The 13,541-nt window shown below is 70.3% G+C and carries 14 protein-coding genes; 13 read left to right on the top strand and 1 reads right to left on the bottom strand.

All coding sequences use genetic code 11. The annotated features are described in order from the left end of the window. Positions 1–14 precede the first annotated feature (14 nt). The 12 genes from trpS to ACZ3II_RS02360 all read left to right on the top strand — a co-directional run bounded on the left by trpS (position 15) and on the right by ACZ3II_RS02360 (position 11,318). Positions 15–1,040, top strand: a complete 1,026-nt coding sequence (gene trpS / locus ACZ3II_RS02415) for a tryptophan--tRNA ligase (protein ID WP_465515827.1) — start codon at positions 15–17, stop codon at positions 1,038–1,040. A 6-nt stretch (positions 1,041–1,046) separates the two neighbouring features. Beyond that, positions 1,047–1,577 carry a 2'-5' RNA ligase family protein gene (locus ACZ3II_RS02410; protein WP_465515826.1) on the top strand — a complete coding sequence of 177 codons (531 nt, stop codon included), beginning with the start codon at positions 1,047–1,049 and terminating at the stop codon, positions 1,575–1,577. Between the two features lie 21 nt (positions 1,578–1,598). Beyond that, positions 1,599–2,519 carry a YihY/virulence factor BrkB family protein gene (locus ACZ3II_RS02405; RefSeq protein WP_465515825.1) on the top strand — a complete coding sequence of 307 codons (921 nt, stop codon included), beginning with the start codon at positions 1,599–1,601 and terminating at the stop codon, positions 2,517–2,519. Between the two features lie 7 nt (positions 2,520–2,526). Further along, the gene (locus ACZ3II_RS02400; protein WP_465515824.1) at positions 2,527–2,892 is read left to right on the top strand and encodes a hypothetical protein; all 366 of its coding nucleotides are present in this window, start codon (positions 2,527–2,529) and stop codon (positions 2,890–2,892) included. A gap of 12 nt (positions 2,893–2,904) precedes the next feature. Then, the gene (locus tag ACZ3II_RS02395; RefSeq protein ID WP_465515823.1) at positions 2,905–3,144 is read left to right on the top strand and encodes an SCO4848 family membrane protein; all 240 of its coding nucleotides are present in this window, start codon (positions 2,905–2,907) and stop codon (positions 3,142–3,144) included. 202 nt (positions 3,145–3,346) lie between these two features. After that, a complete protein-coding gene (locus tag ACZ3II_RS02390) occupies positions 3,347–4,441 on the top strand; it encodes a BMP family lipoprotein (protein WP_465515822.1) in 1,095 nt (364 codons plus the stop codon). A gap of 50 nt (positions 4,442–4,491) precedes the next feature. After that, on the top strand, positions 4,492–6,084 hold the full coding sequence (locus ACZ3II_RS02385) for an ABC transporter ATP-binding protein (protein ID WP_465515821.1): 1,593 nt from the start codon (positions 4,492–4,494) through the stop codon (positions 6,082–6,084). Continuing rightward, the gene (locus tag ACZ3II_RS02380; RefSeq protein WP_465515820.1) at positions 6,081–7,319 is read left to right on the top strand and encodes an ABC transporter permease; all 1,239 of its coding nucleotides are present in this window, start codon (positions 6,081–6,083) and stop codon (positions 7,317–7,319) included. The genes ACZ3II_RS02385 and ACZ3II_RS02380 overlap by 4 nt, the downstream gene beginning before the upstream one ends. A gap of 3 nt (positions 7,320–7,322) precedes the next feature. Next, the gene (locus tag ACZ3II_RS02375; RefSeq protein WP_465515819.1) at positions 7,323–8,591 is read left to right on the top strand and encodes an ABC transporter permease; all 1,269 of its coding nucleotides are present in this window, start codon (positions 7,323–7,325) and stop codon (positions 8,589–8,591) included. Between the two features lie 52 nt (positions 8,592–8,643). Then, positions 8,644–9,357 (top strand): cytidine deaminase, encoded by a 714-nt coding sequence (locus ACZ3II_RS02370; RefSeq protein WP_465515818.1) that lies wholly within the window; start codon positions 8,644–8,646, stop codon positions 9,355–9,357. Then, positions 9,354–10,631 carry a thymidine phosphorylase gene (locus ACZ3II_RS02365; protein ID WP_465515817.1) on the top strand — a complete coding sequence of 426 codons (1,278 nt, stop codon included), beginning with the start codon at positions 9,354–9,356 and terminating at the stop codon, positions 10,629–10,631. The genes ACZ3II_RS02370 and ACZ3II_RS02365 overlap by 4 nt, the downstream gene beginning before the upstream one ends. A 6-nt stretch (positions 10,632–10,637) precedes the next feature. Continuing rightward, positions 10,638–11,318, top strand: coding sequence for a DUF4272 domain-containing protein (locus ACZ3II_RS02360; RefSeq protein WP_465515816.1), 681 nt, complete (start codon positions 10,638–10,640; stop codon positions 11,316–11,318). On the opposite strand, the gene ACZ3II_RS02355 is transcribed toward ACZ3II_RS02360, so the two are convergent. After that, positions 11,315–12,118, bottom strand: a complete 804-nt coding sequence (locus ACZ3II_RS02355) for a putative RNA methyltransferase (RefSeq protein ID WP_465515815.1) — start codon at positions 12,116–12,118, stop codon at positions 11,315–11,317. The genes ACZ3II_RS02360 and ACZ3II_RS02355 overlap by 4 nt on opposite strands. A gap of 84 nt (positions 12,119–12,202) precedes the next feature. Here ACZ3II_RS02355 and ACZ3II_RS02350 point away from each other — a divergent pair, with 84 nt between their 5' ends. Beyond that, on the top strand, positions 12,203–13,324 hold the full coding sequence (locus ACZ3II_RS02350) for an adenosine deaminase (RefSeq protein ID WP_465515814.1): 1,122 nt from the start codon (positions 12,203–12,205) through the stop codon (positions 13,322–13,324). Positions 13,325–13,541: the final 217 nt, after the last annotated feature.

Raw genomic sequence — 13,541 nt, 5'->3', positions numbered from 1 at the left:
ACACAATGGCGGCCATGTCCGACGTTGCCCGCCGCCCGCGTGTGCTCTCCGGCATCCAGCCGACCGCAGACTCCTTCCACCTCGGCAACTACCTGGGTGCGGTGCGCAACTGGGTGTCGATGCAGGAGACGCACGACGCGTTCTACTGCGTGGTCGACCTGCACGCGATCACCATGGGCCATGATCCGGCAATCCTCCGCAATCGGAGCCGGATTTCCGCGGCGCAGCTGCTCGCCGTGGGCCTGGACCCGGAGCGATGCACCCTCTTCGTGCAGTCCCACGTGCCCGAGCACGCGCAGCTCGGCTGGGTGCTCAGCTGCATCACCGGGTTCGGCGAGGCCGGGCGCATGGTGCAGTTCAAGGACAAGTCGGCCAAGGCCGGGCAGGACAGCACCACCGTCGGCCTGTTCTCCTACCCGATCCTGCAGGCCGCCGACATCCTGCTCTACCAGGCCGACCAGGTCCCGGTCGGGGAGGACCAGCGGCAGCACCTGGAGCTGACCCGCGACCTGGCGCAGCGGTTCAACTCCCGGTTCGGCAAGACCTTCAACATCCCCTCGGCATACATCGTCAAGGACACTGCGAAGATCTTCGACCTGCAGGACCCGGCGATCAAGATGTCCAAGTCGGCCTCCGCGCCGAACGGGATCATCGAGCTGCTCGAGGACCCGGCCCGCTCGGCCAAGAAGATCAAGTCCGCGGTCACCGACACCGGGCGGGAGATCCTCTACGACGAGGTGAACAAGCCCGGCATCAGCAACCTGCTGACGATCTACGCGGCGCTCACCAACCGGGCGATCGACGAACTGCTGGAGGCGTACGACGGCCGTGGCTACGGCGACCTGAAGAAGGACCTGGCCGAGGTGCTCGTCGCATTCGTCAAGCCGATCCAGGAGCGCACCAAGCTCTACCTGGACGACCCGGCCCAGCTCGACAAGGTCCTCGCCATCGGGGCGGAGAAGGCCCGCGCGGTCTCCGCGGCGACCCTCGCCACGGCGTACCGGAACGTGGGTTTCCTCAGCCCCGCCCGCGGGGCCTGACCCGGGATGGACCAGCCCTCCATCGTGCGCATCGGCGTGGCGATCGACATCCCCGAGCCGTGGGGATCGGAGCTCACCCGCCGGCGCGCGGAGGCCGGCGACCCGCAGGCCGCCTACACGCCGGCGCACGTCACGCTCCTCGGCCCGACCGAGGTGGCGGCCGACGCGCTGCCGGCGGTGGAGAAGCACCTCGGCGAGATCGCGACCGCCCAGCAGCCGTTCACCATCCACCTGCGCGGGACCGGCACGTTCCGGCCGGTCACCGAGGTGGTGTTCGTGACCCTGGCGCAGGGCATCAGCGAGTGCGAGCTGCTCGCCGCGGCGATCACCCGGTCCGAGGAGATCAACCGGGACACCCGGTTCCCCTACCATCCGCATGTGACGGTCGCCCAGGACGTTCCCGCGGCCGCGCTGGACGCGGTGTTCGAGGACCTGGCCGGTTTCTCCGCCCGGTTCGAGGTCTCCTCCTTCACGCTCTTCTCGCACGGTGGCGAAGGACCGTGGCAGCCACGCCGGGACTTCCCACTCGGGAGCTGACGTGTCCGATACGGTCGGCCGGTGAATCCGATCGACCGGGCTTACGACGCGACCGAAGCCCGGATCATGGCCCTTCGGTACCGGTCCCCGTACTTCGACCACCTGTGCCGGACGATCCTGCGGTACGAGAGCGTCCAGGGTGGCCGGTTGGCCGCCGCCATCGCGTACTACGGCTTCTTCGCGATCTTCGCCCTGCTGCTGATCGGCTACTCGGTCTTCGGCTTCCTGCTGACCAACAACGTCGAGCTGCTCGACCTGGTCCAGGACTTCCTGCACGCCAACCTGCCCTTCCTCGACGTGCAGGCGATCCTCGAGAGCAAGGCGAGCGTCGGCATCGTCGGCCTGATCGGCCTGACCTTCACCGGCATCGGCTGGGTCGAGGCGATCCGGTCCTCGCAGCGGCTCATCTGGCAGCTGCGGGAGCAGCCCGGCTACATCGGCGTGCGCCAGGCCGTCGACCTGATGGTGCTGATCGGGCTGCTGCTCCTGCTGGCGCTCACCCAGCTCGCCGTCTACGGCCTGGAGCGGCTGCTGAACTGGCTGGCCGGCGGCGGCTTCCCGACGATCCTGTCACTGGTCAGCTGGGCGCTGACGCTGGGAGTCAACATGCTGCTGGCCGCCGCGCTGCTGGCCGCGGTGCCCCGGCTGCGGATGACCGCCCGGCGGATGACCCCGCCGGTGCTGCAGGTCGGGATCGGCATCATGCTGCTCAACACGATCGGCAAGACGTTCGTCGAGATCGTCCAGCGCAACCCGGCGTACGGCCTGGTCGGCTCGGCCGTCGGCGCCCTGGTCTACCTCTACGTCTTCAACCAGCTGCTGCTGTTCGGCGCGGCCTGGGCGGCGACCAGCCCGCACGGCCGGGTGGTCGACCTCTCCGCCGACGACAAGACCGCCCCGGTGGGCCAAAACCTCTGGATCCGGCATGCCCGCCCGCGATGATGGCGGAGTGGGCACACTCGTGACGCTGCATCTGCCACCCGGCTCGCCGATCGCCGAGCAGCCGTGGGTGATCACCATCGCCTCGCTCGGCGACAGGGAGGACTGGGAGCCCGTCGTCTGCGGGCCGTACGAGCGCGCCCACGCGCTCGCGCTGGCCCGTGCCGTGGTCGCCGACGACGACCTGATGGCCGTGGTCGAGCCGCTGCTGCCGCTGGACGGGGTGGACGCGATCCGCCGGGAGATCGAGGCCGCGCGGACCCGGCAGGAGGAGGACTTCCCGGCGCAGCCGGCCGGGGAGTACCCGGAGATCCCGCCGGAGCCGGTCGAGGTGCGGGCCGGATGGCGGCGGATAACGGCCCGGCTGACCGGCTGAGATACTCGTCCCGTGGTGATCAACAAGCGGTGGGCGGCGTTCCTGATCGCGGTCGGGGTGTGGACCTGGCTGATCTGGCCCCGGTTCGGGCTGGCCATCTGGAAGGACGAGCGGTCCTTCGCGGACGGTTCACCGACCTCGTTTCTGTGGGTGCACGCGCTGCTGATCGCCGCCTCGCTGGCGATCGGGACCACCGTGGGCGTGCTCGGCGTACGGTGCTGGCGGCGGGCCTCGCGGGGCGCGGAAGATTAACTATCTGTTTCCCCGGACAGACGCGATTCCCTCCTTAACCAGCCGAAAGCGGCGCGGGAGCCGCCAGGTGATTGCGGTGGGATAACAGTGCGCCAACAGTCCGTACCGATGTCCTGACGTCCTCCGCGCGCGAGGCATACGCTCCCGACCTGAGATTCACCCGAGTTACAGAGACCTCGGTGTGCAGCGGAAGGAGGGCGTCTTGCGCCCAGTACGTGGGAAGCGGATCGTGGCGATTCTCGCGGCAGGTGGGCTGACGCTCGCTGCCGCCGCCTGTGGTGAGGCCCCGGCGGAGACCCCGACGACCGGTAGCAGCGGCGCCGCGACGGCCGCCTACAAGGCCTGCATGGTCACCGACACCGGGGGCATCGACGACAAGTCGTTCAACGCCTCCGCCTGGGCCGGCATGGAGGCTGCCAAGGCCGAGGCCAGCAACGTCGAGGCGAAGGTCACGGCGTCCTCCTCCGAGGCCGACTACGAGCCGGGCCTGCGCAGTTACGTGCAGCAGGACTGCAGCTTCATCCTCGCCGTCGGCGGGCTGATGGGCGAGGTGACCACCAAGGTCGCCAAGGAGAGCGCGGACTCCCAGTTCGCCATCGTCGACAGCAACAGCGGCAACACCAACGTGTACCCGATGCAGTTCGCCACCCACCAGGCGGCGTTCCTGGCCGGCTACCTGGCCGCGGGCTACTCGAAGTCGGGCAAGGTCGCGACCTACGGCGGCATGAAGATCCCGCCGGTGACCATCTTCATGGACGGCTTCGCCGACGGTGTCGCGCACTACAACACCGTCAAGGGCAAGAAGGTCGAGGTCCTGGGCTGGGACAAGAAGGCCCAGAACGGCACCTTCGCCGAGAGCTTCATCGACCAGAACAAGGGCAAGAGCATCACCAACACCCTGGTCTCGCAGGGTGCCGACATCGTCATGCCGGTCGCCGGCGGCACCGGCCTGGGCACCGCGCAGGTCGCCAAGGACTCGGCCGGCAAGGTCTCGGTCATCTGGGTCGACCAGGACGGCTGCACCAGCGCCGCGCAGTACTGCGACGTGTTCCTGAGCACCGTCGTGAAGAACATCAAGGAGGCCGTCAAGGAGGCCGTGGTCAAGGGCGCCAAGGGCGAGAAGCTCGAAGCCGCCCCGGGCTACGTCGGTGACCTCAAGAACGACGGCGTCTCGCTCGCCGAGTTCCACAGCTTCGACAGCAAGGTCGACGCCGGTCTGAAGACCGAGCTCACCAAGCTGCGCGAGGACATCATCGCCGGCACCGTGAAGGTCGAGTCGGCCAACGCGCCGAAGTGACCCTCGGGTAGGTAACATCTGGCCGCCGCCCGGCCACGGGTTCCGCACCCGTGGCCGAGCGGCGGCTCGCATTACACCGTCCACCAGGCAGCTACCCGACGTCGGGGGAGATTCCGCTGAAACTGGAACTGCGCGGCATCACCAAGCGCTTCGGCGACCTGGTGGCCAACGACCACATCGACATCACCGTCGAACCGGGCGAGGTACACGCCCTGCTCGGCGAGAACGGCGCCGGCAAGTCGACGCTGATGAACCAGCTCTACGGCCTGTTGCAGCCGGACGAGGGCCAGATCGTCGTCAACGACGAGCCGGTCGTCTTCAAGAGCCCCCGCGACGCCATCGCGGCCGGCATCGGCATGGTGCACCAGCACTTCATGCTGGTGCCCGTCTTCACCGTCGCGGAGAACATCGCGCTCGGCGCGGAGGAGGTGCGCGGCGGCCCGCTCGGCTGGCTGGACCGGCGCCGCTCCCGTCGCGACGTCCTGGAGACCTCCCGGAAATACGGCCTGCCGGTCGACCCGGACGCCCTGATCGAGGACCTGCCGGTCGGCGCCCAGCAGCGCGTCGAGATCGTCAAGGCGCTGACCCGCGAGGTCGACCTGCTGATCCTGGACGAGCCGACCGCCGTGCTCACCCCTCAGGAGACCGAGGAACTGCTCGCCGTCATGCGGTCCCTGACCGCGATGGGCAAGTCGATCGTCTTCATCACGCACAAACTCAAAGAGGTCAAGGCGATCGCCGACCGGATCACCGTGGTCCGTCGCGGCAAGATCGTCGGCACCGCGAGCCCGGACACCAGCGAGGACGAACTGGCCGCCCTGATGGTCGGCCGTGCGGTCAGCCTCGAGGTGGAGAAGGGGCCGGCCGAGCCGGGCGCCGCCGTCCTGAGGATCGACGGCCTGGTGGTCGACGACGACCGGGGCATCCGCGCGGTCGACGGCGTGGACCTGGAGGTCCGGGCCGGCGAGGTGCTCGGCATCGCGGGCGTGCAGGGCAACGGGCAGACCGAACTGGTCGAGGCCGTGATGGGCCTGCGCGCGGCCCGGGCCGGCTCCGTCAAGCTGCAGGACGACGACCTGATCGGGCTGAGCACCAAGAAGATCCTGCGTGCCGGGGTCGGCTACGTCCCGGAGGACCGCAGCCACGACGGCGTGGTCAAGGAGTTCTCCGTCGCCGAGAACCTGATCCTCGACATGTACGACCGCGCCCCGTACGGCAACGCCTTCGCCATCAACGGCAGCACCGTGACGGTGAACGCGGAGGAGCGGATCAGCCAGTTCGACATCCGGTGCCAGTCGGCGGAGACCGCCGTCGGCACCCTGTCCGGCGGCAACCAGCAGAAGGTCGTGGTGGCCCGGGAGATGTCCCGCCCGCTGCGTCTGTTCATCGCGTCGCAGCCCACCCGGGGTGTGGACGTCGGCTCGATCGAGTTCATCCACAGCCGGATCATCCACGAACGGGACCAGGGCACCGCCGTGCTCGTGGTCTCCAGCGAGCTGGACGAGGTGGTCGGCCTCGCGGACCGGATCGCGGTGATGTACCGCGGCCGGGTCCTGGCCATCGTCTCGCCCGACACGCCGCGCGAAGAGCTCGGCCTGCTCATGGCCGGCATCACCGGCGCGACGGCGGAGGGGGAGAAGTGACCGCCGAGATCACCAAGGCGCCGAAGACGCCCGGAGCGCCCGCCTTCCTGCGGTACCTCTGGTCCGCCAACAACTTCGTGCTGACCACACTGTCGATCCTGCTCGCGGTGCTGATCGGCGCGGTTCTGATCATCATCTCGGACGAGGAGGTGCTGGAGAAGTTCACCTACTTCACCGCCCGTCCGAGTGACGCGCTGGAGGCGAGCTGGCTGCTGGTCAGCTCGGCCTACGCCGACCTGTTGAAGGGCGCGTTCGGCGACCCGGCGGTGTTCCAGGCCTGGTTCAACGGCACCGCCACCTGGCAGCAGGCGTTCACGCCGCTGTCCGAGACGCTGACCTACGCCGCGCCGCTGGTCTTCACCGGCCTGTCGGTGGCGCTCGCGTTCCGCGGCGGCCTGTTCAACATCGGCGCCCAGGGCCAGGCCGTGCTCGGCTGCATCGTCGCGGGGGTCGCGGGCTTCTCGTTCGGCCTGCCGCTCGTGCTGAACCTGATCGTCGCGCTGATCGCCGGCATCCTCGGCGGCGCGCTCTGGGGGTTCATCCCGGGCCTGCTCAAGGCGCGTACCGGGGCGCACGAGGTGATCACCACGATCATGCTCAACTACACGGCCGCGCTGTTCCTGTCCTGGCTGGTCATCCAGTCGGGCATCCAGGCCCCCGGCCGCAGCGACGCGATCAGCAAGACGGTCGCCGAGACGGCGCAGCTGCCCTCGCCCGGCGGGGTGCTCCGGGTGCACCTCGGCATCATCCTGGCGGTGCTGGTCACGATCGCGGTTGCCTGGCTGCTGAACCGGTCCGCGTTCGGTTTCGAGATCCGCGCGGTGGGCGCCAACCCGCACGCCGCGAAGACCGCTGGGATCAGCGTGGGCAAGACGTACGTGCTGCTGATGGCGGTCGCCGGTGGCCTGGCCGGTCTCGGTGGCGCCACCCAGGTGCTCGGCACCGCGCACGCCCTCACCCCCTCGGTCGCCGGCAACATCGGCTTCGACGGCCTGCTGGTCGCCCTGCTCGGCCGCAACCGGCCGTGGGGCACCTTCTTCGCCGCGCTGCTGTTCGGCGCGCTGCGGGCCGGCGGCAACCGGATCCAGTCGTACGCCGGTATCTCGCTGGAGCTGGTCACCGTCCTGCAGGCGCTCATCGTCATCTTCATCGCCGCCCCCGCCCTGGTGAAGGCGATCTTCCGACTGCGTGCCGCCCGGGCCACCGGGCTCGGCGCCAACCTGGCGAAGGGCTGAGACATGTCGACCGCGACTGTGGAGGACCTGGCCGAGGTCACCGCGCCGGAGCCGTTCTGGACCCGGTACCGCCGTCTCGGCCTGGCCCTGATCCTGCTCGGCGGCCTGGCCGCCGTGGTGTTCGGCGCGCTGGCCCCCGGTGAGGACGCCCGGTTCACCCTGACCGAGAACGCCGAGGGCGCGGCCCTCTCCATCGACGGCCAGTTCGGCGCGGTGCTCTTCGGGGTGCTGACCGCGGCCGCCGGTGGGGCGCTGTTCGCCGGCGTGCTCAAGCGGTACGCCAACGTGTGGCTCAGCCTGGGCATCCTCACCTTCGTCCTGTCCTTCCTGTGCTGGCAGGTGGCGGGCGAGTTCATGCCGTTGGTGGACACCACCGACGGCACGCTGCAACTGGCCCTGCCGCTGATCCTGGGCGCGCTGGCCGGTGTGCTCGGCGAGCGTTCCGGTGTGGTCAACGTGGCGATCGAGGGCCAGTTCCTGATGGGCGCCTTCGCCGGCGCCCTGGTCGGGACCATGGCCGGCAGCGTCTGGGCCGGTCTGATCAGCGCGGCCGTCGGCGGCGTGATCATCGCGGCGATCCTGGCCGTGCTGTCGATCCGCTACCTGGTCGACCAGACGGTCGTCGGCATGGTGCTGAACCTGTTCGCCCTCGGCATCACCGGCTTCCTCTACGAGCGGCTGATGCAGCCGAACTCGCAGACCTACAACCAGCCGCCGCAGATGCCGGAGTGGCGGGTGCCCGGCCTGGCCGACATCCCGGTCATCGGGCCGGTGCTGTTCGAGGCCAACCTGCTGGTCTGGATCGCGCTGGGCCTGGTGATCGTGATCCACTTCGGGCTCGGCCGGACCCGGTGGGGCCTGCGGACCCGGGCCGTCGGCGAGCACCCGACCGCTGCCGACACGGTCGGCATCCGGGTACGCGGCCTGCGTTACCTGAACGTGCTCCTCGGCGGAGTGGTCGCCGGTATCGGCGGGGCGTATTTCACCCTCGTGGCGACCGGCAGCTTCACCAAGAACATGACCGCGGGCGCCGGCTTCATCGCCCTGGCCGCGCTCATCTTCGGCCGGTTCACCCCGATCGGGGCGTTCGGGGCGGCGCTGTTCTTCGGCTTCGCGCAGAAGCTGGCGACGTACCTGAGCGCCATCGACAGCCCGGTACCCAGCCAGTTCCTCAACATGCTGCCGTACCTCGCGACGCTGATCGCGGTGGCCGGTCTGGTCGGCCGGGTCCGTGGGCCGGCCGCGTCGGGACAGCCGTACATCAAGAGCTGAAGCGGCCGGAGCCCCGGCTGACGAAACATATCGCTACGGCAGAATCGGTGTCATGGAGATCGACTGGGCGGCCCTGCGTGCCGCCGCCATCGAGACGATGCGGCGGGCGTACACGCCGATATCCGACTTTCCGGTCGGGGTGGCCGGCCTGGTCGACGACGGCCGCGTGGTCGTCGGCTGCAACGTGGAGAACGCGTCCATCGGGATGACCCTGTGCGCCGAGTGCGGCCTGGTCAGCTCGCTGCACGCGACCGGCGGGGGCCGCCTGGTGGCGATCTCGTGCGTGGACGCCACCGGCGCCCCGCTGATGCCGTGCGGCCGCTGCCGGCAGCTCCTCTGGGAGCACGGCGGCCCGGAGCTGCTGGTCGAGGCGCTGCCCCGGCCGCTGCGGATGACCGAGCTGCTGCCGCACGCCTTCGGCTACGAGGACATGGAACGGGTCACCGGCCCGGTCGGCGGCGCCGACGTGCCGGCCGACCTGGCCCGATGGCGTGGCCGCGGAACCGTGTTCGTCCACCCGGACCTGTCCGGGGGCGAGACGATATGGACCGGGTACTGGGAACGGTCGTCCGGCGAGCCCGGCTCGACCGAGGAGAAGGGGATCCTGGAGGAAGGGCCGAACCTGGCCAGCGCGTCCGCCGCGGTGGCCTGGGGACTGGTCCGCACTCCGCGGGTCGTGGTGGTGGACGCCGAGGGCGCACTGTCCTGGGCTGGTGAGGGCGAGGCTCCCGAGGGGATCCCGCAGCGTTGGGAGGACCGGGCGTGAGCGCCTTTACCGCAGTGGACGTCATCCGGGCCAAGCGGGACGGGCATGTCCTCACCGACGCCCAGATCGACTGGGTCGTCGACGCGTACACCAAGGGCATCGTCGCCGACGAGCAGATGTCGGCGCTGGCCATGGCGATCCTGCTGCGCGGCATGACGAGCGCCGAGATCGCCCGCTGGACCGCCGCGATGATCGCCAGCGGCGAGCGCCTCGACCTGTCCTCGGTGACCCGGCCGACCGCCGACAAGCACTCCACCGGCGGTGTCGGCGACAAGATCACCCTGCCGCTGACCCCGCTGGTCGCCGCGTGCGGGGTGGCCGTGCCGCAGCTGTCCGGCCGCGGCCTCGGCCACACCGGCGGCACCCTGGACAAGCTGGAGTCGATCGCCGGCTGGCAGGCCCGGATCAGCAACGACCAGTTCAAGAGCCAGCTGCAGGAGATCGGCGCGGTCATCTGCGCCGCCGGCGAGGGCCTGGCCCCGGCCGACCGCAAGCTCTACGCGCTGCGCGACGTCACCGGCACGGTCGAGGCGATCCCGCTGATCGCCAGCTCGATCATGAGCAAGAAGATCGCCGAGGGCACCGGCGCGCTGGTCCTCGACGTGAAGGTCGGCACCGGCGCGTTCATGAAAGACCTGGCGAACGCGCAGGAGCTGGCCCGCACCATGGTCCAGCTCGGCAAGGACAGCGGCGTCACCACGGTCGCGCTGCTCACCGACATGAGCACCCCGCTCGGCCTGGCCGTCGGCAACGCCAACGAGGTGGCCGAGTCGGTCGAGGTGCTGGCCGGCGGCGGCCCGGCCGACGTCGTCGAGCTCACCCTGGCCCTGGCCCGGGAGATGCTGGCCGCGGCCGGCGTGGACGCCGACCCGGAGAAGGTCCTGGCGTCCGGCAAGGCGATGGACACCTGGCGCGACATGATCCGCGCCCAGGGCGGCGACCCGGAGGCGGCACTGCCGACGGCAGCGCACACCGAGGTGCTGCGGGCCACCGAGGACGGGGTGGTGACCGCGATCGACGCGTACGGGATCGGCATCGCCGCCTGGCGTCTCGGCGCCGGCCGCGCCCGCAAGGAGGACCCGGTCAGCTTCGGCGCCGGCGTCCAGCTCAAGGTCCGCCCGGGCGACCGGGTCAAGGCCGGTGACGTGCTGCTGGAGCTGCGCGCCGACGACGAGACGCGGATCCCGGCGGCCCGCGACGACGCCGCCGGGGCGTTCACCGTCGGCGCCGAGGCGGTTGCCCCTGTCCCGCTGCTGCTCGACCGCATAGCCTGAGGCGCCATGCAGAAGGTCGTCCCCGACCCCCGTGCCGTTCGCGAGGCGAGCCTCGACGAACTGGCCCGGCTCGGCCTGCCCCTGCCCCCACTGGCGTTCCCGCTGGTCTGGGAGCCCGGTGACACGGTCGAGCTGCGCCCGGTCGCGGAGCTGGAAGCCCGAGCCGCGGTGCTGCACGTCGTCGTCGCGCGCTGCTTCGGCATGCCCACCGAGGCGGCGATGAGCTGGCTGCTCGGCTCGCACCTGGTCGAGCTGGTCACCCCGCCGGAGTGGCAGTTCGTGATCGGCGCGAAAGGCGATCACCGCTCGTTCGTGCTGCACCACGACGCGGTCTTCGCGCTGGCCTGGCTGCTCGGGCTGAGCCGGCACCTGGACCCCACGGTGGCCCCGGACGACCGGCTGATGACGCAGATGCCGGACCTGCCGGCCGGTGAGAGCTTCACCAGCTGGCGGTCCCGGTCACTGGTCGCGGTCCGCGATCCGGTCGAGGCCGCGGTGCTGCTCGACCTCTACTACTGCCTGGACTGGGCGTACCAGGAGGCGGAACAGCACGGCAGGTCGCTGCCCGGCGAGGTGGACAGCAACGCGATCGGCCAGCGTCGGTGGGCGCTGGAGTGGGCGGTCGTCTTCGACGGGCCGTACCACGATCAGCCGCCCGAGTGGGAAGAGGTCGACCTCTCCGTCTAGGGCCGGGGGCGGTAGACGGCCACGTCGACGGCGGCCGTCACGGTGACGTCGTGCGCCGGCAGGCCGTCCGCCGGCAGGTGCCGGGCGCTGGGCGTCATCCCGATCAGCGTCCGGGCCTCCGCCGCGGTCAGCGTCAGCTTTCGGCGGTGGGCGGCGGACTCCACGAGCGTGAAGTGCCCGCCGAGGCTCTCCTGGACCCGGGCGGCCTTGTCCGGGTCCACCTGGATCAGGCCGTACGCGGCGATCAGCTCGGACAGGTGGTCGGCGGCCGGGGTGACCACCAGCAGCACCCCGTCCGGGCGCAGCACCCGGTGGAACTCGGGGCCGTTGCGGGGCGCGAAGACGTCGAGGATCACCGAGGCGGCCGCGTCGGCGACCGGAAACGGCCGCCACAGGTCGGCCAGCACCGCCGCCGCCCGGGGATGGGCCTTCGCGGCCCGGCGCAGCGCCGGCTTGGAGACGTCCAGTCCGAGACCGATCGCCGCCGGGGAGTCGTCCAGGAACCGGGCCAGATAGTCGCCGGTCCCGGTGCCCGCGTCCAGGACGAGGCCGTCGGTCCGGTGTCCGGCCAGCGCGCCGGCGATGAACGAGTAGTGCCCGGCGGCCAGGAACGCGGCCCGGTCGGCGACCATGTCCGCGCTGTCCCCGGTGTGCGGCAGGCGGCCGGCGCTGAGGTCGGCGTACCCCTGCTTGGCCATGTCGAAGCTGTGCCCGCGCGGGCAGCGCAGCGCCCGCTCGTGGCGGGCCAGTGTGTCGCGGCACACCGGGCACCGCAGATACGGAATCGCTCCGTCGATCATCGGGTGCTTCCTGTTGGTTCGTTGAAGATCTGAAGTCCGGACGTCTGTCAAGAAGAACGCTCGACAGCCGTCTAGGCTTCTCGGATGGCTGGCATCGCACACTCCGACATCATCAAGGCCCCGAAAGTCCTGCTGCACGACCACCTGGACGGTGGCCTGCGGCCGGCCACCATCGTCGAGCTGGCCGAGGCGGTCGGTCACGAGCTGCCCTCCACTGATCCGGAACGGCTCGGCGAGTGGTTCGTCGCGGCCGCCGACTCCGGCTCGCTGGAACGGTACCTGGAGACCTTCGCGCACACCGTGGCGGTGATGCAGACCGAGGAGGGCCTGCACCGGGTCGCCAAGGAGTGCGCTCTCGACCTGGCCGCCGACGGCGTCGTCTACGCCGAGATCCGGTACGCCCCGGAGCAGCACCTGGAACGCGGCCTCACTCTGGACCGGGTCGTGGAGGTGGTGCACGAGGGCTTCCGGGAGGGCTGCGCCGAGGCCGCCGCCAAGGGCACGCCGATCCGGGTCGGCACGCTGCTGACCGCGATGCGGCACGCCGCCCGGTCGCAGGAGATCGCCGAGCTGGCGGTCCGCTACCGGGACAGCGGCGTGGTCGGGTTCGACATCGCCGGCGCCGAGGCCGGCTTCCCGCCCACCCGGCACCTGGACGCCTTCGAGTACCTCCAGCGGGAGAACTTCCACTTCACCATCCACGCCGGCGAGGCCTTCGGCCTGCCGTCGATCTGGCAGGCCATCCAGTGGTGCGGCGCGGACCGCCTGGGACACGGGGTACGCATCGTCGACGACATCACGGCCACCGCGGACGGGCCTAGCGCCCCGTCGGTCACCGGGGGCACCCACTCGGCGCCGCCGGTGCTGGGGCGGCTGGCCGCGTACGTCCGGGACAAGCGGATCCCGCTCGAGCTGTGCCCGTCGTCGAACGTGCAGACCGGGGCCGCGCCGTCGATCGCCGAGCACCCGATCAAGCTGCTGCACGACCTCCGGTTCCGGGTCACCGTCAACACCGACAACCGGCTGATGAGCGGCACCTCGATGTCACGGGAGATGACGCTGCTGACCGAGGCGTTCGGGTGGGGCTGGATGGAACTGCAGTGGCTGACGATCAATGCGATGAAGTCGGCGTTCATTCCGTACGACGAGCGGTTGGTGCTGATCAATGAGGTGATCAAGCCGGCGTACGCCAAGCTCCTCGCCTGAAAAGCGCGCTTATCCGCCTATAAACGGATCTGGACGAACGTACGTTAAAAGAAATCCACCGTCCGACTCCGGGACCCCGCCGTTCGGCTAGACTGCCGCCTGCAAAGTCGGCATACTCGGGCGTCTCGCCTTGCCGATCGCGGGGAACCGAGTCATCGTCACTCTTATCGCGATCGACTACGATCGGGACCCGGTCGGCGTGCACCCACCCCCCAAT

The organism is Actinoplanes sp. NPDC019969, assembly GCF_055562375.1.
This window is presented reverse-complemented; position numbering and strand designations above follow the sequence as displayed.

Excerpts from the sequence above, each read along its gene's own strand:
- ACZ3II_RS02375 (WP_465515819.1), top strand. The coding sequence starts at position 7,323 with ATGTCGACCGCGACTGTGGAGGACCTGGCCGAGGTCACCGCGCCGGAG.
- ACZ3II_RS02355 (WP_465515815.1), bottom strand. The coding sequence starts at position 12,118 with ATGATCGACGGAGCGATTCCGTATCTGCGGTGCCCGGTGTGCCGCGAC.
- ACZ3II_RS02370 (WP_465515818.1), top strand. The coding sequence starts at position 8,644 with ATGGAGATCGACTGGGCGGCCCTGCGTGCCGCCGCCATCGAGACGATG.
- trpS (WP_465515827.1), top strand. The coding sequence starts at position 15 with ATGTCCGACGTTGCCCGCCGCCCGCGTGTGCTCTCCGGCATCCAGCCG.
- ACZ3II_RS02410 (WP_465515826.1), top strand. The coding sequence starts at position 1,047 with ATGGACCAGCCCTCCATCGTGCGCATCGGCGTGGCGATCGACATCCCC.
- ACZ3II_RS02360 (WP_465515816.1), top strand. The coding sequence starts at position 10,638 with ATGCAGAAGGTCGTCCCCGACCCCCGTGCCGTTCGCGAGGCGAGCCTC.
- ACZ3II_RS02350 (WP_465515814.1), top strand. The coding sequence starts at position 12,203 with ATGGCTGGCATCGCACACTCCGACATCATCAAGGCCCCGAAAGTCCTG.